This is a genomic window from Methylovorus menthalis, from assembly GCF_020523625.1.
Classification (GTDB): domain Bacteria; phylum Pseudomonadota; class Gammaproteobacteria; order Burkholderiales; family Methylophilaceae; genus Methylovorus; species Methylovorus menthalis.
In genome coordinates this window covers 139,902-161,586 of record NZ_JAJAQH010000006.1, presented here as the reverse complement: position 1 = coordinate 161,586, position 21,685 = coordinate 139,902, and the positions used below count along the sequence as shown (strand labels likewise).

The following is a 21,685-nucleotide window of genomic DNA, read 5'->3' as shown; positions in this document are numbered from 1 at the left end:
AAGCCCCGGCAAACCCACGACAATAACGCGTGCATCGCAGATCGCTCATATTTAAAGATGAAATCCTTATTTAATTCCCCTCGCAAACTGCTGTTTCCATTGCTGCTGGTCCTGCTTTTGGGCTTTCTTGCCTACACACTGGCCAGCAAGCCTACAGCCCCCAATATCAGCTTCACCACACTGGATGGCAAGACCACCAGCATGCAGGATCTGCGTGGCAAAGTGGTACTGGTCAACTTCTGGGCTACTGATTGCCCCGGCTGTATTGCCGAAATGCCGGCACTGATCCAGACCTGGCATCAATACCATGATCGCGGCTTTGAAGTCGTGGCGATTGCAATGCCCTACGACCCTATCGATCAGGTTAAAAATTACACGGCCAAAAATTCCCTGCCATTTAAAGTCACCCACGACGACACCGGCGACATGAGCATGCAGTTCAACGAAGTGCGCGTCACCCCGACCACCTTCGTACTAGACAAGGATGGCAAAATTATCCGCAAAGCCATCGGCGAGCTTGATTTCAAGTCACTGCACAGCCTGCTGGATCAACAACTGGGCACAAAAGGCTAGCCATGCTCTGGATCAAGGCTTGGCATATTATTTTCATGGTGACCTGGTTTGCAGGGCTGTTTTATCTTCCGCGCCTGTTCGTTTACCACGCCATGTCCAGCGACGAACCCAGCAATGCCCGTTTCAAAATCATGGAGCGTAAGCTGTTCTACGGCATCATGACCCCCGGCGCGGTACTGACCATCGCTTTTGGCACCTGGCTCTGGCTGGGCTATGGATTCAGTGGCGGCTGGCTGCATGCCAAGGTATCGCTAGTAGTATTGCTGGTGCTCTATCATCTGTATTGCGGCAAGCTCGTGCGTGACTTCGCCAACGACCGCAATCGGCACGGCCATGTATTTTACCGCTGGCTTAACGAAGCTCCCGTGCTGGCCCTGATTGCCATTGTTATTCTGGTTGAGGTTAAACCCTTCTAACCATGCCAGCCCATCCATTATTGAACTCGGAATTGCTGATCGCCAGGATACAAAAATCCTCGAGCGACCCAGGCCAGCGCCTGCTGAATGCGTTTGATCTTCTGGCAGATGCAGCCAGCACCACCTCCATACTATGCGGTGAATCAGGCATTGCCTCGGATAGCGCTATGCTGCGTTTCATGCAAGAGCAGACGCAAGCTATGGCGATTGAGGAGATGCCAGAGCTGCTGGCTCAGCAACTCTACTTCATGATGCAACAGGCGCTTGAAACGGAACTGGTATCACCCGCTTCACGCGCCCTGCGCCACGCCCGCATTGCAGCCGACGCCATGCTACAAGCCCAGGCGCCTGAACAGAAACCTGCCAGCAAGGCATTAGCCTATGCGATTGCCGCGGGCTTATTTACCTTGCTGGGCACTAGCAGTATTGCGCTACAGAGTGAGCTCCAGCCGTCAGGCCGGTTTATCGTGGCGGCCTTGAATGCCTCGGCGAAACCCGCCGAGCCCCGGATGGCACCAGATTTTTCAGTCGCCAATCCCGCCCGCACCGCCGCCATGTACGCCAAAATTGAACAGATGCGCACGGGAAGCTGCGACTACCCGCAAGCGCTTGTGCTACCTGAATCGGAACGTGGGATTTACATCGAATATGTCGTCAACGGCAAGGTGTCAACCAAGGTCAGCGATCAGGATGTCGTCAACAAACTGTTGCAACAAGTCAGCTGCAACTACACGCCAATGCTGATGAAGAACTCGACGAGTTAGGAACAAATAATAAAGCCGGCCATCGCCGGCTTTATTACATGGAGTGCGCAGTATTATTTCTCAGACAGTGCTTTAAGATTTTGCAGGCCGCCTTGATAAATGGAAGTCACGGTATCACGCGCAGTCTTGTCATCCTCGCCCGCCTTGGGCTCATGCGCAGGATCCTTACGCTTGAACATGCTCTTCCAGGTCACTTTGGTTTTGCCTTCGCCTACGGCTTGCACTTGCAAGGTGGAGTCATATTCGCGCAATGGCAGCACACTTTCCGTGATGGTGTACTTCAATACGTGATTACCATCGTCAAACTCAGTGAGTGTTTCGTGAATAGTGCCGCCATCTTTCAGCACCAGTACACGTTGAGCGCCCGCCGCATTGGCAGTGCCGCTGGACAGCGTGGTTTTTGCAACAGCAGGGTGCCAGGACATATCGGCGAAGTTCCCGGCATGCGCCCAAACCTTATCCGCAGGGGCATTGATTTCGATGGTTTCACGAACTCGCAAGGTTTCATCAATCGCCGCGATTGATACCACCGGTAAAGCAAAAGCCGCCAGAACTAAAGCACTTTTAAATGTACGCATACATACCTCGGTTAATAAATGAAAATGACCGCATGACTTACGGCGCAAGGAATGTACATGAATTTTTCGCCTGACACCCGTGAAAAAATCCCGTTGTTAGGGATGAATAAGGGCCGCGCTTAAAAATATACAGATTTGTATATTTATTGAATGCTTTACGATAGAATTTAATCATCTTCAGGAAACACCAAACCATGTCTCCATTACGGGCAAAAATACTCAGTGTGGCCACCGATCTGTTCCAGACGCGGGGCATCAACTCTACCGGCGTCGACACCATCGTCGCCGTCGCTGGCACGACCAAAATGACCTTGTACAAATACTTCCACAGCAAGGAAGACTTGATCCTGGAAGTATTGCAGCAAGGCCATCAGGACTTTCAATCCTGGCTGCAACAAAAATTCGAGACCAATACCAAAAAGCCTGCTGAAAAACTGCAAAAGCTGTTCGACTTTATTGAAGAGTGGGTCACTTCTCCTGACTTCCGCGGCATGGCGTTTCTCAAAGCGTCCGCCGAATTCCCCAATGAAGAGAACCCGGTGCACCGCCTGTCTGCCGAGCAATCGCGGCAGTTCCGGCAATTTCTGGCATCGCTTGCTACGGAAGCTGGCATTCAGGATACCGAAGGCCTGGCCTTGCAACTTTCCCTGCTGATTGAAGGTGCCATGCAGGCCGAACAGATGAAGCGCGGCTCAGGTGCAGTGAAATATGCCAAGAAAGCCGCCAAAGTCCTGATCGATAACGCTCTCAAATCCTGATATAGCCCCTCAGCACACTTGCCCGGCGAGCCGCTACTCGCAGATAATGTGGCTTTTCCTTCTTAGCCCACATAATGAAAACTCTGATCTGCGGCTCAATGGCTTACGACACCATCATGGTGTTTGGGGACAGTTTCAAAAACCATATCCTGCCCGAAAAAATTCACCTGCTTAACGTCTGCTTTTTTGTACCGGAAATGCGGCGCGAATTTGGCGGAACCGCTGGCAACATCGCCTACAATCTGCAACTGCTGGGCGGCGCCCCCCTTATCATGGCGACCGTAGGCGAAGATTTTCAGCCCTACACCAAATGGCTGGATAAACAGTCACTGGATAGCGCGCATATCAAGGTTATTCCCGATACCTTCACCGCCCAGGCTTTCATCACTACCGATCAGGATGACAATCAGATCACCGCATTTCACCCTGGCGCCATGAGCCAAGCGCACAGCAATAGCGTGCATGACGCCAAGCAAGTCAGCCTCACCATTATCGCGCCTGATGGCCGCGATGCCATGTTCCTTCATGCCAAGGAATGCAAGGATGCAGGCATTCCCTTCCTGTTTGATCCCGGCCAGGGCTTGCCCATGTTCAATGGCGAAGAGCTGCTGCACTTCATTGAGCTGGCTGACTACCTGGCTGTCAATGATTACGAAGCGCAACTTCTGCAGGAAAAAACCGGTCTTACCCTTGATAGCATTGCTGGCATGGTGAAAGCATTGGTCGTGACGCTAGGCAGCGAGGGTTCGCACATTTACACTGAAGGTAAACGCCTGCATATTCCATGCGTTGAAGCTTCCGCCGTCACCGACCCCACCGGGTGTGGCGATGCTTATCGCGCTGGCCTGCTTTATGGGATCAGCAATGGCTGGGACTGGCAACAAAGCGGGCAGCTGGCATCAGTGATGGGGGCTATTAAAATTGCCCATCGTGGTGCGCAAAACCACCAGCCGAGCCGCGAAGAAATCGTACAAAAGTATCAACAGGCATTTGGTAGCTCAATCAATCTGGGTTAAAGGAGTCACAAGTGAATACAGTGAAATTAGTGGGCATTGCAGTCATGCTGGCTATGCTAGGGGCATGCGCCAGCTCCAACTCTGGCAGTGTGTATAGCCGGGATGAAGCCCGCAAGGTACAAACCGTCAAAATGGGTGTGGTGGAAAGCGTACGCACCGTCAAACTGGAAGGTACAAAATCGCCAGTGGGGACTGCAGGCGGCGCCGTTGTCGGTGGCGTGGCGGGTAGTACATTGGGTGGCGGCAAAGGCCAGGCGATTGCTACCGTACTCGGAGCTATTGTAGGTGGTCTCGCAGGCTCCGCCGCTGAAGAAGGCTTTACCCGCAAGGATGGTCTTGAAATCACCGTCAAGCTGGATAGCGGCACCATGATCGCCATCGTTCAGGAAGCCGACGACCAGTTCCAGCCAGGCGAACGCGTGCGCATCCTGGAAAGTGGCGGCATCACCCGCGTCAGCCACTAAACACGCATACCAAGCATCTCATAAAACCCGGCGAGAGAATGCCGGGTTTTATTTTTCCCGCTGATTCTTATCACACGCCATCCGCGATTCATGCAAGCTTCAAATGGCCGTCACCGTTCCGTCATAAAAGATTCGTAAATTCTCTCCTATCTTAAATCAGCAGGAGAGATTCAATTGCTAGAAAAGCATGTCTCAACCGGCTTGCACAGCGAGCCCAGCCATCTGCACGTGACTCTGGCGCGCAATCCTTCCGAAATTGCCGAAGCACAACGTTTACGCTACAAGATATTTGCTGAAGAAATGGGCGCCCGCATCAATGGGCAGGACGGCCTGGACCGCGATGGCTTCGATGCCTTTTGCGATCACTTGCTGGTGCGTGAAACACGCAGTGGCGAAGTCGTTGGTACCTATCGCATATTGAACCCCACCATGGCGGCTGAAGCTGGTGGTTATTATTCCGCTGGCGAGTTTGACTTGAGCCGCCTACAACACCTGTTTGACCGCACCGTAGAAGTGGGCCGTGCCTGCGTCCACCCCGACTACCGCATGGGCGGCACCATTACCCTGCTGTGGGCAGGCCTTGCCAAATACATGCAAACGCACCGCTATGAATACATGATCGGTTGCGGCAGCGTTGGCATGGCCGATGGTGGCCACATGGCAGCCAGCCTTTATACACAACTGGCGCAGGATCATCTCAGTCCGCAGGAATACCGTGTTTTCCCACGCTGCCCATTACCACTGAACGCGCTGCAGACCTCACTCGATGTTAATTGCCCGCCCCTGATCAAGGGTTACTTGCGCCTGGGCGCCTACATCTGCGGCGAGCCGGCATGGGATCCAGATTTCAATACCGCAGACATGCTGGTCATGTTACCTTTGTCGCGTATCAACAAGCGCTATGCAGCTCACTTCTTCAAATAATTGGAAAAACCAAGCTCCCCTATCACCCGCATTTTTCGGGCAATCCGTATCGTCCTGCACATGTTCAATGGCATGCTGATTGCCACCCTGCTGTTGCCGCGCCTCAGTGCGCGGCAGCGCGACCGGGTGATCAGCCGCTGGGCACATGGATTGATGCAGGTCATGAACATCCGCGTGGTGGTTAAAGGATCGCCACCGCATCCGGACATCGCCTCGGCCATGCTGGTCGGCAACCATGTTTCCTGGGTCGACATCCATGCGCTCAACAGCGTGCGCACGGTGCGTTTTATCGCGAAATCTGAAGTGCGCGACTGGCCGGTATTTGGCTGGTTTGCGCGCAAGGTGAATACGTTTTTTATAGACCGCCAACGCAAGCAGGATACGTCACGCATGGTGGCTGAAGCAGTGAGCAGCCTGAAGGCAGGCGATTGCCTATGCTATTTTCCAGAAGGCACAACCACCGATGGCACCGAGCTGAAACCTTTCAAGGGCAGCCTGATGCAGGCCGCGATTGAAGCCGACAGCATGGTATGGCCGGTGGCTATTCGCTATCCGCGGGAAGATGGCAATGCAAATACCGAGATGGCGTATTGGGGAGACATTACCCTGATGCAATCTATCGGCAAGGTGCTGGCCTGCCGCAAACCAGTGGTAGAACTCGACTTTGCGCCCCCCATCAGCGCAGCCGGGCACGACAGGCGCAGCCTGACGCTACAGGCTAGGCAGGCGATTGCCAGCCGACTTGATCTTGCGGGGTGAATCTTCCGGGCTGCAGGGCACCTGAAAAATTGTCCGGTCTTCCAGCCGCATTGCTGTCAAGCTTCCACCCCACAAGCATCCCGTATCAAGGGCAAACAGATTGTCGCGTTGCTGCAAGCCAAGCGCTGACCAATGCCCAAAAACGATGGCGGTGTCGGAAGAGCGCCGTTGCGGCACGTCAAACCACGGCACATAACCTGCAGGAATATCCTCCAGCTCGCTCTTGAACTTGAAGTCCATTTCTCCTGCAAGAGTGCAGATACGCAAGCGCGTCATGGCATTGGTGATCATGCGCAGCCTGTCCATCCCATGCAGGCCGTCATCCCACGCCACCGGGTGGTTGCCATACATATGGCGCAGAAAATCGCGATAGGCGGGTCCGCGCAACGCTTCAGCCACCTCGGCGCCAAGCGCCATGGCATCCTCGGCAGTCCATTGCGGCAACAAGCCCGCATGTACCATCAGATACCCCGCCTCGGCATGCACCAGAGGCAAGCTGCGGAGCCAATTCAACAGATCTTCTCTATCAGGCGCATCGAGTATTTCCTGCAAGGTATCACTGCGGTGTGGCTGCACAAAGCCTTCGGCCACTGCCAGCGCATGCAGATCATGATTACCCAGCACGGCGACGATCGATTGCCGGTGCTGATACAGCCAGCGCAACACTTGCAGGGAATGTCCGCCACGATTGATGAGATCGCCCACCAGCCACAGGCGATCATGCGCAGCGTTAAACTGGATATGGGTCAGCAGGTGCTGAAATGAAAAATGGCAACCTTGCAGATCACCGATTGCGTAGGTTGCCATAGCATGAACTCACTTAAGCGATGCCGCATGGCAGCACCGCATGATCAAATTTAGTCGGCCTTGAAGTTAGCGCCGCCCTGGTTTGCCATATAAGCCACCGCGCGGGCAACTTCCGCATCGCTCAAGCCGGGGTTACCACCCTTGGCTGGCATCATGCGTACACCATGAATGGCATGTTGCACCAGGGTATCGTAGCCTTGCGCAATACGTGGTGCCCAGCCATCCTTATCACCGATTTTGGGAGCACCCATCAGGCCACCCGCATGGCACATGGCGCAAACACCCTTGACCACCTCTTCACCAGACTTGCCACTGGCAGCAGGCTTGGGGGCTTCTGCTACCACAGCTGGCTTAGCCTCTTCAGCAGGAGCTGCGGCAGGCGCAGCTGGTGCAGCAGCCTTGGCTTGGGGAGCGGGCGCAGGAGCTGCCGCTACCGGAGCCGCTGCAGGCGCAGCAGCCGGCTCTGTCGCAGCAGCCTCAGCCGGAGCAGCACCATGTGAAGCCCCACCCTGCTCAGGAGACTTGAAACTGGCACCTGATTGATTTGCCATGTAAGCCACAGCATTGGCAACTTCATTATCGGTCAGATCAGGATTGCCACCGCGTGCAGGCATGGAGCGAATACCTTCAATGGCATGCTTGATCAGGGTTTCATACCCTTGAGCAATACGAGGACCCCAAGCCGATTTGTCGCCGATCTTGGGCGAACCCAGCGCACCTGCGGCGTGACATGCCGAACAAACAGCCGTTACAACTTGCTCGCCCGTCTTGTCCACGTGTGGGCCGCTATTGTCAGCCACTTCAACTTGCGCGACCGGCTTGATACGCTCTTCAACCACCGCTTGCTGAATGGCTGGGTCTGCATCGACCAGATGTGAAGCCTGTACACCAAACAACATCTTAACAATGAGGAAAATCACCAGCGCGGGCGCGAACAAACCACCCAAGGTAGCCAGCACCACCTGCGTCACTGTTGTTTTTGGAAATTCGTGATGATGCTCACCCATGACTATAAACCCTTATACCCATACGAAAAGTAGTGATTATACGTTGAAGCGCCTACAGGTAAAAGGACAAGCTAGCGTGCATTTGCTATAATCTTGTTCGCAGTATTTCGATACGCGCCCGTAGCTCAGTTGGATAGAGTGTTGGTTTCCGAAGCCAAAGGTCACAGGTTCGACTCCTGTCGGGCGCGCCAATTTTCCCGGGTAATCCAGGTTAAATCAGTTAATTACCTAGTTTGCTTTGCTCAAGTTGAATCAAGCTTTTCAACCCCGCTAGGTTTTAGGGTGACAGCCGGGTGACAGCTGTCAGAACGACATTAGCATTTCCTCAAGCCGTCTGACAAGCACCTCATCAACTCTTTACACGTCTGATTACCAGGCCGATTCGAGTACGTTACAGCGTCACCTCACCCCATGGGGGGTAAGTCAACCGAGGCGTCTATTAGATAGGGCTTCAGATTTTTGTGGTAAAACTTATCCGGTGACAGAGCCGCCTGATTATCAAGCTCCTGCTGACATTCCTCCGTAGATGCTTCGGCCACCTCCGGAGTAGTTCTCATAGATGTGGGCATAGTAGGTCTTCACACGTTTTTCCTTGCGGAGCTCAGGCGTGTATGTTGAGGGGAGCTTGATGAAGTAATCACGGATAGTACGCTCAACATCAGCCTTGGTCTGGGTCTTCAGCTTCCAATCCAGTACCAGCTTCTCAGCCTTAAGCTTGGCTAGAAGTTCCTTGGCCACCTTCTTCACCTCATCCACTTCTTTATCCGACAGCTTGGGTTCGGGCTGCGTGAGAAGATCAAAGATCGCTAACTCCTCCTGGGTCAGCATCTCCCGGTGGGCTCGCTGTTCCTCCTCAGTCAAGCTTTGGGCAAACTCAAGGAGCTCCTTGAAGAAGGCTTCGAGATTGTGGCTGGAGGCGTTGTAGCTGTCGATCAGCTTCTTGAACTTCTCCATGAAATCGATCCGCCCCTTGTTCTCCCGGACCATCTTCTCCAGCTTCTTCTCGATCTGTCCCTTCAGCTTCTCGGTCTCGGTGGCTTTCTTGCCTTCCTCGAACTTCTTCTGGAGGGCAGCAAAGTCGATCTGCGACAGGTCGATCAGGGCTTCAGCCGCAGGACGATCCCCGATGCGGTAACCCTCGGTTGCAATCGAGTCATCCAGCAGGGCATCCAAGTCACTCATCACCCCGGAGATGTCAGGCGCAGGACGGAGAGCCTTGATCATCGCGCCAAGATAGGGAACTCCAAGCGACATCGGTGCGTAGGCATTTGCAGCGGTATCTGGCAGGATGGCCGTGAAAGTTCGAGCCACCTGACCCGCCAAGAGCAGGTACGACTTGACCATGTCTTCCCCAGCCTCAAGGATCACGTCCATTGTCTTCTGAAGGGCTTCCAGACGTTTTTCTGGCGGTGTGTTCACCACCACCTTCAGATCGATTTCGAGGCTCGTACAGAACGATTCTGCCTGTTTGAGCAGCCACTCCAGTTGCTCGACCAGAGCAGCCTTGTCCTTGATCGGCAGTTGCCCCGGCTGGTTCGGCTTGGCGTAGATACGCAAGGCATCCTGAAGGTTACGGAAGATACCCACGTAATCGACGATCAGACCGACACTCTTACCCGGTGCCACCCGGTTGGCCCGAGCAATGGTCTGCATCAGGGTGTGATTCCTCATCGGCTTGTCGAGGTACAAGGTGGAGCAGGTCGGCACATCGAAGCCAGTGATCCACATGGCGCAGACGAAGACGAGACGCAGGGGGCCATCGGGGTCTTTGAACTTCTCGTCCAAGCCTTCGCTGATCATCCGCTGCCGATGCGGCACGATGTCCAGCCCCTTGGCCTTGAGGTCTTCAATCTCGTTCTGGGATTGCGACACCACCACAGCCATGTCAGTGGTCTGCATAACCATGATCTTCTCGGCCAGCACCTCCTTGGCGTCCCCGGTGGCTGTCTTCAGTTGTTCTTGAAGATCGGCCAACTGCATCTTCCAGTGCGCTTGTACCTTGCCGTGCATCCGTACAGCCGTGGCCTTGTCGATGCAGACCATCATGGCCTTGCCACGGTAGCCTCGACCGAGGAAGTGCTTCACCAGATCGGCGGCAATGGTCTCCAGTCGCTCATCACGGGTGATCAGGTGGTATTCACGGGCGAACTCCCGCTCCAACTTCTTCTCTTGAGCCTCATCCAGTTCGGCATCTTCTAGTAGCTTCTCGATGTCCTTGTTCAGGTTGTCGTTGACGATCTGGAGTTCAGGCGTCCGGTTCTCGTAATAGAGCGGTACGGTAGCCCCGTCTTCGATGGATCGCGCAAAGTCATAGACCGAGACGTAATCCCCAAAGACCTCTCGGGTGCGCTCTTCTTCACCAGCAATCAGGGGGGTACCTGTAAAGCCCAGGAAAGCCGCATGAGGCAAAGCGTTCCTCATGTTAAGGGCGAAGATGTCGTACTGGCTACGGTGGGCTTCATCGGTGATGACGATGATGTCGCTGCGGTCGGAAATCTGCGAGTAAGCCTCGCCCTTGTCTGTGTGGAACTTCTGAATGAGGCTGAATACGTAGCGGTGATCCTGAGACAAGAGCAGCTTCAGGTGTTCCCCGCTGTTGGCCTGAACCTCCACCCCCGTGATCGCGCCGGTTGCCGTGAAGGTCTTGTAGATTTGATCGTCCAGTTCCGAGCGGTCAGTGACGATGACGAAAGTCCACTTGCCGGGCAAGGTGCGAAGAATCTTCTGGGTGAAGAACACCATCGAGAGGCTCTTGCCGCTCCCCTGTGTGTGCCAGAAGACCCCGAGCTTCTTGGCTGCTTCAACATCCCCGGATTCCCGCAGCTTGATCATCTGGGCAATCGCCTTGTTCACGCCCAGGTACTGGTGGTTCTTGGCAACCTTCTTGATCAGACCACCCCGTGCAACCTCGAACAGGGTGAAGTTCTCCACGATGTCGAGCAACCGCCGCTTGTCGCAAAGACCATGAATGGCCGTTTCCAAGCTGGTGGAACCTGGCTCTGTCTCATCGTCGATGCGTCGCCACTCGAAGAAGTGTTCCCAAGGGCTGGTCAAGGTGCCCACACGGGTTTGTGAGCCATTGGACAGCAGAATGAAGGCGTTGGGATGGAAGAGCTGCGGAACGCTCTGGCCCTTGTAGTCCTTCAGGTTGTCGTCGTAGGCAGACTTCAGAGGAACATGAGGCCCCTTCAGTTCGATGAAAACCAGCGGGATTCCGTTGACGAAGCCGAGCAGGTCACAGCGGCGTTTGTACATCTCCCCCGACACCCACATCTGCTGGGCAAGGAAGAAGTCATTGTTCTCTGGGGTGTTCCAGTCGATGACCGAAAGCTCGACGGTTTGCGGGTTGCCTTCGTCGTCGGTGACTTCTACCTTCACCCGATCCCGCAGCAGCTTGTAGAAGGCTTGGTTAGCATTCACCGGTATCTGCTTCGAGCGATCCTCTGTCAGTTGCTCAATGGCCTGTTCATAGGCAGAGGCCGGGTAGCCAGGGTTAATGCGCTCCAGCGCCTTTCGAAGGCGAGGCACAAATATGACTTCGACGGCAGACTTGCGGCCTTCCGTGCCATCCAGCCCGAAGGTCTCGTTGTAGAGATTGGCCGTCTCCCAGCCAAGGGATACAAAACAGTTGATCGCGGGTAGCTCGACCAGAGCGAGTTCCCCGTAGGTGGCTGTCACTTCCTTTGCTGAGAGAACGGTAGTCATTCCGCAATGGCCTCCTCAGATTCAGGCAAGGTGGAGACGTCGAGCTCGCCGGAGATGAGCTTGGGAAGCAGGAGGTCTCGGGTGGCTCGGAGGTTGGCGTTTTTTTCGAGCAGTTTGTTCAGTAGGGACCTGATCAAGAAAACTTGCTCGACAAATCGCTCCATGATCTCAGGGGGAGGAAGAATGACGTCAATACCCGTGATCACCGGCGCACTCGCTGACTTCCTGGTTGTTCCGGTGCTAGCTCCCGTGATGTATCCCTGATAACGATCACTCCTCAGAAAGTAAAAGAGAAAATACGGAGCAAGCCGCTGATCAATTATGCGGAGGCGTACAAGGTACGAAGCAAATACCGCAGATACATCTTTCTCGACTATTCCCACCTTGCCGGGATCAGCCATTCTGATCACAAGAACATCGCCTTTTGACAAGCGAAACTTCGGTAAGTTGGCATCAGATATGGGGCAATAAGGCACGGCAGACCAATCAATGTAGGTCTGTTTGTTAATGTCCATCCCCCTCAGGAACTTAGGGCCGATAGGAGTATCTTGAGTGGATTCGGTGTATCCATACTGCGTTGTTACCAAACCGCTCAAAGGAGCGGTCGTCCACCCCTCCGGGATCAACCCCAGTTCCGATTTCACCATCTTCACCAGTTCATGCCCCGGAAAACGGAAGCGGACAAACCACTCCTCGTAGATTCTCCGGGCCATTTCCTCAAAGATGGCGATCCGTCGCATGTTGTTTTCGATAAGGTCGTCGTAGGCAGACAGGATGGAAGCGATGCGGCGTTGTATAGAAATTGTAGGCAACCAAAGTGGTGCGGCCATCAAGTCTGCGTGACGTATATGTATCTGTGTAGCACCTGCAAAATGGCCTTTAATGTAACCTCGAAACATAGGTCCTTCACACCAGTAAGCAAGGTAGGAGCGCTCGACATTTTCCTCATCAACTTTAAACACAGTGACCCCTTGATTCACCGCGTAAGGAGGAAAATGAGGTGCTTTAGAGACCAGCCCTTGCCGCAAGCAACACATCGACAACACAACGAGCGCCAGTTTTATTGTGAGAGGTGTTTTTTTGACCCGAAACGTACAGAACATGAGCTGATAAATCTTTATCTGTCATACCGCCTTTAATTCTGACTGTAGTAACAAGCCCCGACACTTTTTCATTGGTCTGTACAGCCTCTTTCCAGTACCCCTGAGCATCATGAGTTTGCTTATGGTCCAACGCACGCCCTAGTTTTTTTCCAAGCTCGGTAGCGCCTTTTTTAGCCCCGCCCGAGATAAGGCCTATGTCGGTTAAGAACTTATTACTTCGACTGATAACGCTTCCATGAAGCCCGGTAAGCTTCGACAAATTATCCAATGAGGCTTTCTCAGGAGCATGAACATACCCTTTAACGATCTTTTGTATTTCTTCGATTGATGAGCCTGGAAGATTGAATTCTGCCACCACGACCGTCCCCTTATCTTTTTGTATTGCTTGCAATATTGGAGGAAATTTAATCTGTCTACAAGCAATGTTTTCTTTCTCAAATACTATAGCTCACCTCAGCAAATTACGATTCCCACATAGCGAAACATCTCCGAAAAAGTAAGAGCTTGACTTTGGATACATCGAAGGATACATTTAAAGGCCAGACCCCTCGTAACTATCTGTAAATAATGGAATATATATTTCAGTAGGGAAATTCCTGTCGGGCGCGCCAATTTTTCAAATAATATCAATCACTTAGAAAACATTCTCAAATTGCATTGATTTTCAGAAGAATGCCTTTTTCAAGCAGATTTTTTATCGTGACTGCAGTACATTTATTGCAGAAATCTTTCCCTAAGCGTCTTCGCCTTGCATTTGCAGCATCCGCCTCACGCCCTTGAAGAATTGACAAGCCCAACCGCTGTACACTTCCTTTTGCCGGCATATCCTCGCGTACTTGAAGTTTTCACTTTATTTCTCCCATTTCAAATTAAAAACCGAACCGTTTGAGCACCCGAAGAGAGGATGCAAACAGCCGAAACAACCCAACTAAAAAAACTTTTTAAATTAACTGCCAGAAGACTTTGCAGCCCCAGACGCTTTCTGTGATTTATCGCCAAAATCCTCCACTTTTGCTCTCGCGTAGACATCCACAACAGCCCCAGGAGCCATAACCCCAAGAGCCCAGCGGACACGCCTGTATTCGGTATAAGGAACTGGCTCCAACTTGCCATCAGCCCGCTTTCTAACTAGCGGTTCTTTCGCATATGCCACATCCTTGGCTGCCAGCAGTACGTTACCCACAGGCTTGGCACTTAAGGCCTGATACTCCAACCCTTCGGGAATAGGCAATTCAGCTACAACACCTCTAACTGGCTTGTTGCTAACGTTGGTATAGGTGACGCGGTATTCGATGATGTCAGCTGGCTTGACTGCTGCTGCATCAACGAGCTGCTCAGAGCCCTTTGCATCTTTTATGACTTTCTTTTGTGCAAGAAGAATACTGATCGGTTTTGAAGAATCCCCGCGAGCCAAGGCCGCTGCGGAAGACGAAGTACCGTCTGCCCACGCAAAGCTGACCATCAAAATACCCGCGGTTAGAATGGCTGCAATTTTCATAGAAATACTCCATCGACATTTGTACGATTGCGAGTATCGTCGTTAATAAAAGCTACTGACATATCCCTTAGGGGCATTGCCGATATCGGTATTTAAGATTGTCAGATGCCGAAAATCTTTACCCTAAAATCCCTTTTAACCTTAATTTAAAAAGTTAGAACTGACTGTCGCACTGGATCAAATAGCCCTTTAGGAACCAGGTGTTATCTTCTATTAAATATAATTAAAAACAGTCACTTACAAACACTATTAAGTGTTTATGAAGCATGAGGATAGGTGAAAATTGAAATATTTTTTGATTAAAAAATACAAACTGAGGACAACAAAATAGCCATTGATCAGTCACTGACTTCAGCAGACTCTTCCAGACGATCAGCACTTACATTTCTGATTTAAGTGTGATTCCAATCACGCAACAGGGAAGCTTAATATTGGCTAGGTTTTGACTATGTACCAATTTCCGCATCGAAACTATATGGGGAGGGATTTACAAATGAAATACTTAGCACCTCAACAGAGGCGGGCATTATCGCTACTCCCTCTGCTGATTACACTACCATTTCTAGCATTACTAAAATTAAAGCCTTTTCAATTCATTCTCGACATTATTCAAATTAAAATTTCACCCTATATTACTCAGGATTAAAAACCATTAAATGTGATAATAAATTCTAAATTTTATAGATATTTTATATCTTTATTCACTTGTTACTATTAATCTATAAACAATGAATACTGCTATTCTAAAGTGGAAATCCCAGGCAGTAATTTTGTTGCTTTATATTGGAAATATCAGCCTTGATTGATAGTCGACTTAGACCTTAATTTTTTCATCACTTATGGAATACTCACAGTCCACCATCGGCAATATATAGCGCTCTTCAATAACTTAGAAAGCAACCCTTATAAATTGAAGTCTTACCTATATTTAAAGTTAGAGGACACGTTCCGCCCGCCAACACCGGCCTAATGGGCCTCTAATGCCTAGATGGAAAGAGATGATTATCAAGCGGTATAAATCTGAACAGACATATTCTCAATAGACATTGAGAGAGGAGGTATTCAATTGAAAATTTTTAAATTAAGATTAATTTCTTCAATCCCCTTTAAAATATTTACAAAAAGAAATCTGAAGAAATCACAGGAAGTACTTGCCCGGGCTCGCGTATCACATTAATCAGCACGGGAAGGCTGACAGCGGCGCTTACGCCAGCGACAATGCCTTGCAAAGACATGCCATGCAGTTTGCCCATACACACTTGTAAATGCGGGGGTATTGCGGGTAGCACCCTATACGCTCATGCGATCGGCGATCGGCAGAGCTGTGCTTAATAGACTAAGAAAATAAGGACGCCAGTTTGCTGGGGCATGGCGCCATGCGAAAATCGATTTAGATAAAGAAGGCATGCATCATGCTGCCAGCAACAAGCGCACTACACAGAGAATTAAAACATATTGATGTTATGTATTAATAGAAAACAAATGGCCATCCCGAATTGCTTTTTTTTACAGACATAGCAACCCCATTCTGCAAAAAATAGTCCAATACGCATACACCGGCATATATACTTTGCTGGCTAAACAAAAAAGCCGTTTTCCGTTTGATTTAGCCAGATCGCCAACCTGACACTATCCCTCAAAGGATTTTCCATACGAATGACAGATAGCCCCCACATCAGCACCAGCCAGCGCCTGTTTGAATCAGATGCTCCGCAAGCATTGGCGGCGGCGACTTTTCTTTTGGCGGGATTTGCGCTGGCGCGGCAACATGAACTCTTGGGCGAAATAGAGCAGGTTCTGCGTGAATCTCCCCTGCGCCATATGCAAACGCCAGGCGGTTTTACCATGTCGGTGGCCATGAGTAATTGTGGTGCGCTGGGCTGGGTGAGTGATCGCAAAGGGTATCGCTACACACCGATGGATCCGCTGACCAATGCGCCATGGCCTGTGTTGCCATCTTGCATGCAGCAGCTGGCAACCGAGGCAGCAGCGCTCTGCGGCTTTGCCGGGTTTATGCCGGATGCATGCCTGATCAATCGCTATGCACCGGGCACACGCATGAGCTTGCATCAAGACAAAAACGAGGTGGATTACAGCGCGCCCATCGTTTCGGTATCGCTGGGGGTGGATGCGGCATTTCAACTTGGCGGCATGCAGCGTAGCGACAAGCCGCTGCGCATAGGATTACAGCATGGCGATGTGCTGGTGTGGGGCGGTGAAGACAGATTGCGTTTTCATGGGGTGTTACCCATCAAGCCGCAGCATCATCCTCTAATGGGACCAGACCGTATCAACTTGACGTTTCGCAAAGCTGGCTAAGCTTGTCTGCACCAAGCAGCGCAACGGCTTTGCGACCATGAGAAATACACAGCAAGCAATACAAAAACCAAAGCCATTACCCGGCAGCAAGCCAAGTTAAAACAAGATCAAAGGGAAGATTTACAACAGGATCGTTATTTTTAAGCCATTGTTTATTATGGTAAAATAACTTTTTGTGGTGCCGGGGGGGGGACTCGAACCCCCACACCTTGCGGCGGCGGATTTTGAGTCCGCTGCGTCTACCAATTCCGCCACCCCGGCTGAGTGGAACGCGATTATAACAAAGCTTGAGCAATATGCGAACCGAAGATTTTGATTTTTTCCTACCTGAAGAACTCATTGCCCAGTTTCCCGCCAATGAGCGCGATGGCAGCCGTTTATTGCGGCTGGATGGCAATAGCGGCGTGATTGCCGACCATCACTTCCGCGAGCTTCCGCAGTTCTTGAACAAGGGCGATCTGCTCATTTTCAATGATACCCGTGTCATCAAGGCGCGCTTGCAAGGCCATAAAGAGAGTGGTGGTGGCATCGAGTTGCTGATTGAGCGGCCACTGGATACGCATCGCGCACTGGCGCATATTCGCGCCTCGCGCTCGCCCAAGCCTGGCAGCCGCATCTTCTTTGGCGAGGGCATTCCGGCGCGTGTTATCGAGCGCCAGGATGACCTGTTCCTGATTGAAGTGGAGCACGCCAGCCCTTTGCTGGATCTGCTTGATCTATATGGCGCCCTGCCCTTGCCGCCATATATTACCCATGCTGCCGATGCCGAGGACGATGAACGTTACCAGACGGTGTATGCCAAAACGCCAGGCGCCGTCGCCGCGCCCACGGCAGGCCTGCATTTCAATCAGGCCATGCTCGATCGTCTGCAGGCAGCCGGCATACAGATCGCCTACGTTACCCTGCATGTAGGCGCGGGCACGTTTCAGCCAGTACGGGTGGATGACATCAGCGAGCATCGCATGCATAGCGAGATTTATACCGTGCCGCCTGCCACCGTTGATCTGATCAACGCTACACGCGCGGCAGGCCATAAGATTACCGCTGTCGGCACCACGGCCCTGCGCGCGCTGGAAAGCGCAGCACGCACAGGCACGCTGGTCGCAGGCAGTGGCGAAACAGACATTTTCATCACGCCGGGTTACCGCTTTCAGGTGGTCGAGCGCTTGCTGACCAACTTTCACCTGCCCAAAAGCACCCTGATGATGCTGGTATCGGCCTTTGCCGGGGTGGAGCATATCCGTGCGGCCTATGCCCACGCCATTGCCAGCCGTTACCGTTTTTTCAGCTATGGCGATGCCATGCTGCTGGAACGTCGGGAAACCATCGATCAAACGCAGACCACTCCCGGTTAGCAGCAACCCAAACACGCGATGCATCACCAGACTTGAAGGGAACTCCTGCTGCCCGTCCGCTTCATAATCGGGTATTCTTCCCAATCCTGTGCGGGATGGAATCCCGACAGATGACCCAGGCCATGATCACAATGCGCCGTGAATTGAGAGTGAGATGAGAGTTGCCATGACGTTAAACCGCTTTACTGCCATATCCGCCTTGTGTGCCAGCCTGTTGCTGCCCCTGCCCGCTTCCGCTCAGGTGCTGCCTGAAGCCCAGATCGGCATACGCATTCCCCTGGCAAAGAAACCGACCACCCGACCCATGGGCGTTGCCTATTCGCCACTGCATCAACGCTATTTTGTCGCCGATGGCGGCCTGGGACCGGTGCCGGGCTCGATGGACATCACCACCTCGCGCTCGGAAGTGCACGTGTTTGACACCAGCGGCAAATACCTGCAATCCGCCCTGCCTGGCCTGGATAATCGCGCCATCTACTTCAACCCTAATACGAAGCACATTGAAACCATTACCTACAATGTTTCAAGCAATGCAGGCTTTACCCCGGGCACGGGCATTTTTTCCTTGGAAATCAATGACAAGAGCGAGCTGACAGACAATACCAATGATGTGCTCAGCTTCAACCCGGCGTTTGGGGATGCCGCGACCATGCCGAGCTACGACGCACAGCGCCAGCGCTATTATGCCAAGCAGGAACGCAGCAACCGCGTATGGGTAGTGGAAACAAAGCAACGCGAAAAAGTCGCCGAGATCCTGCTGGACCTGGATGCCGCAGGCGCGAAGTTTGATGACGTGAGCGACCACTTTATTGCCTACACGGGGATTACAGGCGAAGAGCTCGCCATGCTGGATGTGGACCACAAGGCGATTCTGGTGTTTGACCTCAATGGCAAGCTGGTAGGCAAGAGTAGCTTGCCAGGCAATATCAAGCTGCTGTCGCAAAACCATTACAACGGGGTTGGCTACAGCAATGGCATGCTATTTGTATACGCCGAGCGCGAGGGGGAGTTCGGGACTTACCTGGGATTCAAAATCTCGGACCAAGCGGCACCCTGATCCAAGCGTCTTGAGCTAGTAACTAGGGCGATAGCTCCAGTTACTACGCCAGGCGCCCAGTACCATATTGGGATATTCTGGCTGGCCCAGGCTGCCGTTGTAACGGCCAAGCGCCCGGTAAAGATCGCCGTTTTCAATATCCAGGTAATGCCGCAGGATGGTACAGCCATAGCGCAGATTCAGGCGCAGATGAAACAGGTTGTGCTCCGGCGAGCCGATGCTGCGCACCCAGAATGGCATGACCTGCATGAAACCACGCGCGCCGACTTCGGACACCGCATATTTCTTGAAACCACTTTCCACCTGAATCAAGCCCAGCACCAGTTGCGGATCAAGTCCCGCACGCGATGCCTCGTAATGCACGGATCGTAAAAAATCCTCGCGCATGGTCTGGTCCGGCATGCGTTTTTTCAGGCGCTCCGACATCTCCTGCATCCAGCGCTGGCCTTCCACCTCACTGGCAAACACCAGTCTGGGCGCCGCCAGATCACTTACGGATTTCTGCATCAGCGCCCGCACACTATTCGAGAGCGGCTCCTCTTTCTGCGCACCGGCGTGGGCAGGCAAGGCACTGAACAGTGCCCATACCAGCCAGCCGGATATGCAGAATTTATTCAACAGGTGCGCCCTCATCAGTATGTTACGGCGTCAGGCGCCGCAGGTTTAGCCCACGGCCCACATAAAGGCTATGCTTCAGGCCAGAGCCTGCGTGAGCTTGGCAACGATATCGGTCAGCGCGACAGACTGCGCCTGCTCATCGGTACGGGCTTGGTACTCCACCTGGCCTTCCTTCAGGCCACGGTCACCAATCACCACACGATGCGGAATGCCGATCAGTTCCAGATCAGCAAACATGACGCCCGGCCGTTCGCCACGGTCATCCAGCAGCACGTCGATGCCCGCCTGCTGCAGTTCTGCATACAGGGCTAGCGCCGCGTCTTTGACAGCATCGCTTCTATCCATGCCGATAGGCGCAATCGCCACACTGAAAGGCGCCATGGCAGCGGGGAAAATAATGCCGCGGGCATCATTACCCTGCTCAATCGCCGCGCCCACGATGCGGGAAACGCCAATACCGTAGCAGCCCATTTCCATGATCTTGAGCTCGCCGTTTTCGGCCTGGTAGGTCGCGTTCATCGCTTCGGCGTATTTGGTGCGCAACTGGAAGATGTGGCCGACTTCAATGCCACGGCACAGCTCCAGTACACCCTTGCCATCCGGACTTGGGTCGCCGTTGATCACATTGCGAATATCCGCCACCAACGAAGGCTCGGGCAAATCGCGGCCAAAGTTGACGCCCGCCAGGTGGAACTTGGGTTTGTTGGCACCGCAGACAAAGTCGCTCATGGCGGCCACGGTATGGTCAGCAATAACGCTCACCTCGGCACTCACACCTACCGGGCCGATAAAGCCGGGAGGGCAATTCAGATGCGCGCGGATTTCTTCTTCGGTGGCAAAGCGGAAATCGGCAAAGCCAGGCTGCTTGGCCAGTTTGATCTCATTCAAGCTATGGTCGCCACGCAGCAGCGCCAGCACAAAGCGGGACTGACCTTCGCCATGTGCCACCATCAGGGCAATCGCTTTCACGGTACGCGTAACGCTGATCCCCAACAAGGCTGCGACATCTTCGCAGGCAGTCTGCTTGGGGGTATCCACTTCACGCAGGGTTTCCTGCGCAGCAGCGCGTGGCTCGCTTGGTGGCAGAGCTTCCGCCAACTCCACGTTGGCGGCGTAGTCAGAGGCGGGGCAGTAAGCCAGTGCATCCTCACCGGAATCCGCCAGCACATGAAACTCATGCGAGCCATCGCCGCCGATGGCGCCAGTATCGGCACGCACAGCGCGGAATTTCAGGCCCAGACGGTTGAACACGTTGCTATACGCCTGGTACATGGTGGCGTAGGTCGACTCCAGCGACTCCAGGCTGGTATGGAAGGAGTAGGCATCCTTCATGACAAATTCACGGGCGCGCATCACGCCAAAGCGGGGGCGGATTTCATCGCGGAATTTGGTCTGGATCTGATAAAAGTTGAGTGGCAATTGCTTGTAGCTCTTGATTTCGCGCCGCGCCAGATCGGTGATCACTTCTTCGTGCGTGGGGCCAAAACAGAAGGAGCGCTCGTGGCGGTCAGTAATCTTCAGCATCTGGGGACCAAACACATCCCAGCGTCCGGTTTCCTGCCACAGTTCGGCGGGCTGTACAGCAGGCATCAGCAATTCCAGCGCACCGGCCTTGTTCATTTCGTCGCGGACCACGGTTTCCACCTTGCGCAACACGCGCAAACCCAGCGGCATCCAAGTATAGAGGCCAGAGCCCAGGCGCTTGATCAGGCCAGCTCGCAGCATCAAACGATGACTGGGCAGCTCGGCTTCCTGTGGGGCTTCTTTTTGGGTGGCAATAAAAAACTGTGAGGCGCGCATGAGTAACTCTTAAAAAATGGGAATGGGAAAACTTAAGGTGTGGATTTTATAGAGAAATGCCCCCGAAGTCAGCCGAGAGGCATTTCACGGGACAAAAATCGCCAGGAAAATGATCCGGGATTAAACAAATGCAATGACCATCAAGCGGGAAAGATGCGCCAGCA

20 protein-coding genes and 2 tRNA genes are annotated in these 21,685 nt (G+C 52.9%); 12 read left to right on the top strand and 10 right to left on the bottom strand.

Going from position 1 to position 21,685, the window contains the following annotated elements:
- Positions 1-57: 57 nt before the first annotated feature.
- From LG204_RS06605 to LG204_RS06595, 3 genes are read left to right on the top strand one after another with little or no spacing between them, the layout of a single operon-like run.
- Positions 58-573: a peroxiredoxin family protein gene (locus tag LG204_RS06605; RefSeq protein WP_230336526.1), complete on the top strand. Its 516-nt coding sequence runs from the start codon at positions 58-60 to the stop codon at positions 571-573.
- A gap of 2 nt (positions 574-575) precedes the next feature.
- The gene (hemJ, locus tag LG204_RS06600) at positions 576-989 is read left to right on the top strand and encodes a protoporphyrinogen oxidase HemJ (RefSeq protein WP_230336525.1); all 414 of its coding nucleotides are present in this window, start codon (positions 576-578) and stop codon (positions 987-989) included.
- A gap of 2 nt (positions 990-991) precedes the next feature.
- The gene (locus LG204_RS06595; RefSeq protein WP_230336524.1) at positions 992-1,753 is read left to right on the top strand and encodes a hypothetical protein; all 762 of its coding nucleotides are present in this window, start codon (positions 992-994) and stop codon (positions 1,751-1,753) included.
- 53 nt (positions 1,754-1,806) lie between these two features.
- Here LG204_RS06595 and LG204_RS06590 read toward each other — a convergent pair whose 3' ends face one another.
- Entirely contained in the window at positions 1,807-2,331 is a 525-nt protein-coding gene (locus tag LG204_RS06590) for an SRPBCC family protein (protein ID WP_230336523.1), read from the bottom strand.
- Between the two features lie 194 nt (positions 2,332-2,525).
- Between LG204_RS06590 and LG204_RS06585 the strand changes: the two genes are divergently transcribed.
- The 5 genes from LG204_RS06585 (at position 2,526) to LG204_RS06565 (ending at position 6,252) form a co-directional block, all read left to right on the top strand.
- A complete protein-coding gene (locus LG204_RS06585) occupies positions 2,526-3,089 on the top strand; it encodes a TetR/AcrR family transcriptional regulator (protein ID WP_230336522.1) in 564 nt (187 codons plus the stop codon).
- Between the two features lie 74 nt (positions 3,090-3,163).
- Positions 3,164-4,105 (top strand): carbohydrate kinase family protein, encoded by a 942-nt coding sequence (locus LG204_RS06580; protein ID WP_230336521.1) that lies wholly within the window; start codon positions 3,164-3,166, stop codon positions 4,103-4,105.
- Positions 4,106-4,149: 44 nt separating this feature from the next.
- Entirely contained in the window at positions 4,150-4,569 is a 420-nt protein-coding gene (locus LG204_RS06575; protein ID WP_268868048.1) for an outer membrane lipoprotein, read from the top strand.
- A 174-nt stretch (positions 4,570-4,743) separates the two neighbouring features.
- Entirely contained in the window at positions 4,744-5,493 is a 750-nt protein-coding gene (locus LG204_RS06570) for a GNAT family N-acetyltransferase (RefSeq protein WP_230336519.1), read from the top strand.
- Positions 5,494-6,252, top strand: a complete 759-nt coding sequence (locus LG204_RS06565; RefSeq protein ID WP_230336518.1) for a lysophospholipid acyltransferase family protein — start codon at positions 5,494-5,496, stop codon at positions 6,250-6,252.
- On the opposite strand, the gene LG204_RS06560 is transcribed toward LG204_RS06565, so the two are convergent.
- Together LG204_RS06560 and LG204_RS06555 are read right to left on the bottom strand one after the other, a co-directional pair.
- Positions 6,205-7,059, bottom strand: a complete 855-nt coding sequence (locus LG204_RS06560) for a symmetrical bis(5'-nucleosyl)-tetraphosphatase (RefSeq protein WP_230336517.1) — start codon at positions 7,057-7,059, stop codon at positions 6,205-6,207. The two genes, LG204_RS06565 and LG204_RS06560, sit on opposite strands and share 48 nt — an antisense overlap.
- A 50-nt stretch (positions 7,060-7,109) precedes the next feature.
- The gene (locus LG204_RS06555) at positions 7,110-8,066 is read right to left on the bottom strand and encodes a c-type cytochrome (protein ID WP_230336516.1); all 957 of its coding nucleotides are present in this window, start codon (positions 8,064-8,066) and stop codon (positions 7,110-7,112) included.
- A gap of 114 nt (positions 8,067-8,180) precedes the next feature.
- On the opposite strand from LG204_RS06555, the gene LG204_RS06550 reads away from it, so the two are divergent.
- Positions 8,181-8,257: transfer RNA gene (locus LG204_RS06550), tRNA-Arg, on the top strand.
- 307 nt (positions 8,258-8,564) lie between these two features.
- On the opposite strand, the gene LG204_RS06545 is transcribed toward LG204_RS06550, so the two are convergent.
- The 4 genes from LG204_RS06545 to LG204_RS06530 form a co-directional block, all read right to left on the bottom strand.
- Positions 8,565-11,771, bottom strand: a complete 3,207-nt coding sequence (locus LG204_RS06545; protein ID WP_230336515.1) for a type I restriction endonuclease subunit R — start codon at positions 11,769-11,771, stop codon at positions 8,565-8,567.
- Positions 11,768-12,808 carry a restriction endonuclease subunit S gene (locus LG204_RS06540; protein ID WP_268868047.1) on the bottom strand — a complete coding sequence of 347 codons (1,041 nt, stop codon included), beginning with the start codon at positions 12,806-12,808 and terminating at the stop codon, positions 11,768-11,770. Before LG204_RS06540 ends, LG204_RS06545 begins: the two co-directional genes overlap by 4 nt.
- Positions 12,777-13,232: a hypothetical protein gene (locus LG204_RS06535; protein WP_230336513.1), complete on the bottom strand. Its 456-nt coding sequence runs from the start codon at positions 13,230-13,232 to the stop codon at positions 12,777-12,779. The genes LG204_RS06540 and LG204_RS06535 overlap by 32 nt, the downstream gene beginning before the upstream one ends.
- Before the next feature lie 588 nt (positions 13,233-13,820).
- Positions 13,821-14,372, bottom strand: coding sequence for a hypothetical protein (locus LG204_RS06530; protein ID WP_230336512.1), 552 nt, complete (start codon positions 14,370-14,372; stop codon positions 13,821-13,823).
- 1,656 nt (positions 14,373-16,028) lie between these two features.
- Here LG204_RS06530 and alkB point away from each other — a divergent pair.
- Positions 16,029-16,691: a DNA oxidative demethylase AlkB gene (alkB, locus tag LG204_RS06525; protein ID WP_230336511.1), complete on the top strand. Its 663-nt coding sequence runs from the start codon at positions 16,029-16,031 to the stop codon at positions 16,689-16,691.
- A 176-nt stretch (positions 16,692-16,867) separates the two neighbouring features.
- Here alkB and LG204_RS06520 read toward each other — a convergent pair.
- Positions 16,868-16,952: transfer RNA gene (locus LG204_RS06520), tRNA-Leu, on the bottom strand.
- A 35-nt stretch (positions 16,953-16,987) separates the two neighbouring features.
- Here LG204_RS06520 and queA point away from each other — a divergent pair.
- On the top strand, positions 16,988-18,046 hold the full coding sequence (queA, locus tag LG204_RS06515) for a tRNA preQ1(34) S-adenosylmethionine ribosyltransferase-isomerase QueA (protein WP_230336510.1): 1,059 nt from the start codon (positions 16,988-16,990) through the stop codon (positions 18,044-18,046).
- A 166-nt stretch (positions 18,047-18,212) separates the two neighbouring features.
- Positions 18,213-19,103 (top strand): hypothetical protein, encoded by an 891-nt coding sequence (locus tag LG204_RS06510; RefSeq protein WP_230336509.1) that lies wholly within the window; start codon positions 18,213-18,215, stop codon positions 19,101-19,103.
- Between the two features lie 15 nt (positions 19,104-19,118).
- On the opposite strand, the gene LG204_RS06505 is transcribed toward LG204_RS06510, so the two are convergent.
- Positions 19,119-19,736 carry a lytic transglycosylase domain-containing protein gene (locus LG204_RS06505; protein WP_230336508.1) on the bottom strand — a complete coding sequence of 206 codons (618 nt, stop codon included), beginning with the start codon at positions 19,734-19,736 and terminating at the stop codon, positions 19,119-19,121.
- 60 nt (positions 19,737-19,796) lie between these two features.
- Positions 19,797-21,521 (bottom strand): proline--tRNA ligase, encoded by a 1,725-nt coding sequence (locus tag LG204_RS06500; protein WP_230336507.1) that lies wholly within the window; start codon positions 21,519-21,521, stop codon positions 19,797-19,799.
- Positions 21,522-21,685 lie beyond the last annotated feature (164 nt).

What these genes read in the sequence shown, in the direction of transcription:
- hemJ (WP_230336525.1), top strand. Translation starts at nt 576, where the DNA reads ATGCTCTGGATCAAGGCTTGGCATATTATTTTCATGGTGACCTGGTTT.
- LG204_RS06540 (WP_268868047.1), bottom strand. Translation starts at nt 12,808, where the DNA reads ATGTGTTGCTTGCGGCAAGGGCTGGTCTCTAAAGCACCTCATTTTCCT.
- LG204_RS06500 (WP_230336507.1), bottom strand. Translation starts at nt 21,521, where the DNA reads ATGCGCGCCTCACAGTTTTTTATTGCCACCCAAAAAGAAGCCCCACAG.
- LG204_RS06595 (WP_230336524.1), top strand. Translation starts at nt 992, where the DNA reads ATGCCAGCCCATCCATTATTGAACTCGGAATTGCTGATCGCCAGGATA.
- LG204_RS06545 (WP_230336515.1), bottom strand. Translation starts at nt 11,771, where the DNA reads ATGACTACCGTTCTCTCAGCAAAGGAAGTGACAGCCACCTACGGGGAA.
- LG204_RS06575 (WP_268868048.1), top strand. Translation starts at nt 4,150, where the DNA reads ATGCTGGCTATGCTAGGGGCATGCGCCAGCTCCAACTCTGGCAGTGTG.
- LG204_RS06505 (WP_230336508.1), bottom strand. Translation starts at nt 19,736, where the DNA reads ATGAGGGCGCACCTGTTGAATAAATTCTGCATATCCGGCTGGCTGGTA.
- LG204_RS06560 (WP_230336517.1), bottom strand. Translation starts at nt 7,059, where the DNA reads ATGGCAACCTACGCAATCGGTGATCTGCAAGGTTGCCATTTTTCATTT.
- LG204_RS06590 (WP_230336523.1), bottom strand. Translation starts at nt 2,331, where the DNA reads ATGCGTACATTTAAAAGTGCTTTAGTTCTGGCGGCTTTTGCTTTACCG.
- LG204_RS06530 (WP_230336512.1), bottom strand. Translation starts at nt 14,372, where the DNA reads ATGAAAATTGCAGCCATTCTAACCGCGGGTATTTTGATGGTCAGCTTT.
- LG204_RS06555 (WP_230336516.1), bottom strand. Translation starts at nt 8,066, where the DNA reads ATGGGTGAGCATCATCACGAATTTCCAAAAACAACAGTGACGCAGGTG.
- LG204_RS06510 (WP_230336509.1), top strand. Translation starts at nt 18,213, where the DNA reads ATGACGTTAAACCGCTTTACTGCCATATCCGCCTTGTGTGCCAGCCTG.
- alkB (WP_230336511.1), top strand. Translation starts at nt 16,029, where the DNA reads ATGACAGATAGCCCCCACATCAGCACCAGCCAGCGCCTGTTTGAATCA.
- LG204_RS06605 (WP_230336526.1), top strand. Translation starts at nt 58, where the DNA reads ATGAAATCCTTATTTAATTCCCCTCGCAAACTGCTGTTTCCATTGCTG.
- LG204_RS06585 (WP_230336522.1), top strand. Translation starts at nt 2,526, where the DNA reads ATGTCTCCATTACGGGCAAAAATACTCAGTGTGGCCACCGATCTGTTC.
- queA (WP_230336510.1), top strand. Translation starts at nt 16,988, where the DNA reads ATGCGAACCGAAGATTTTGATTTTTTCCTACCTGAAGAACTCATTGCC.
- LG204_RS06580 (WP_230336521.1), top strand. Translation starts at nt 3,164, where the DNA reads ATGAAAACTCTGATCTGCGGCTCAATGGCTTACGACACCATCATGGTG.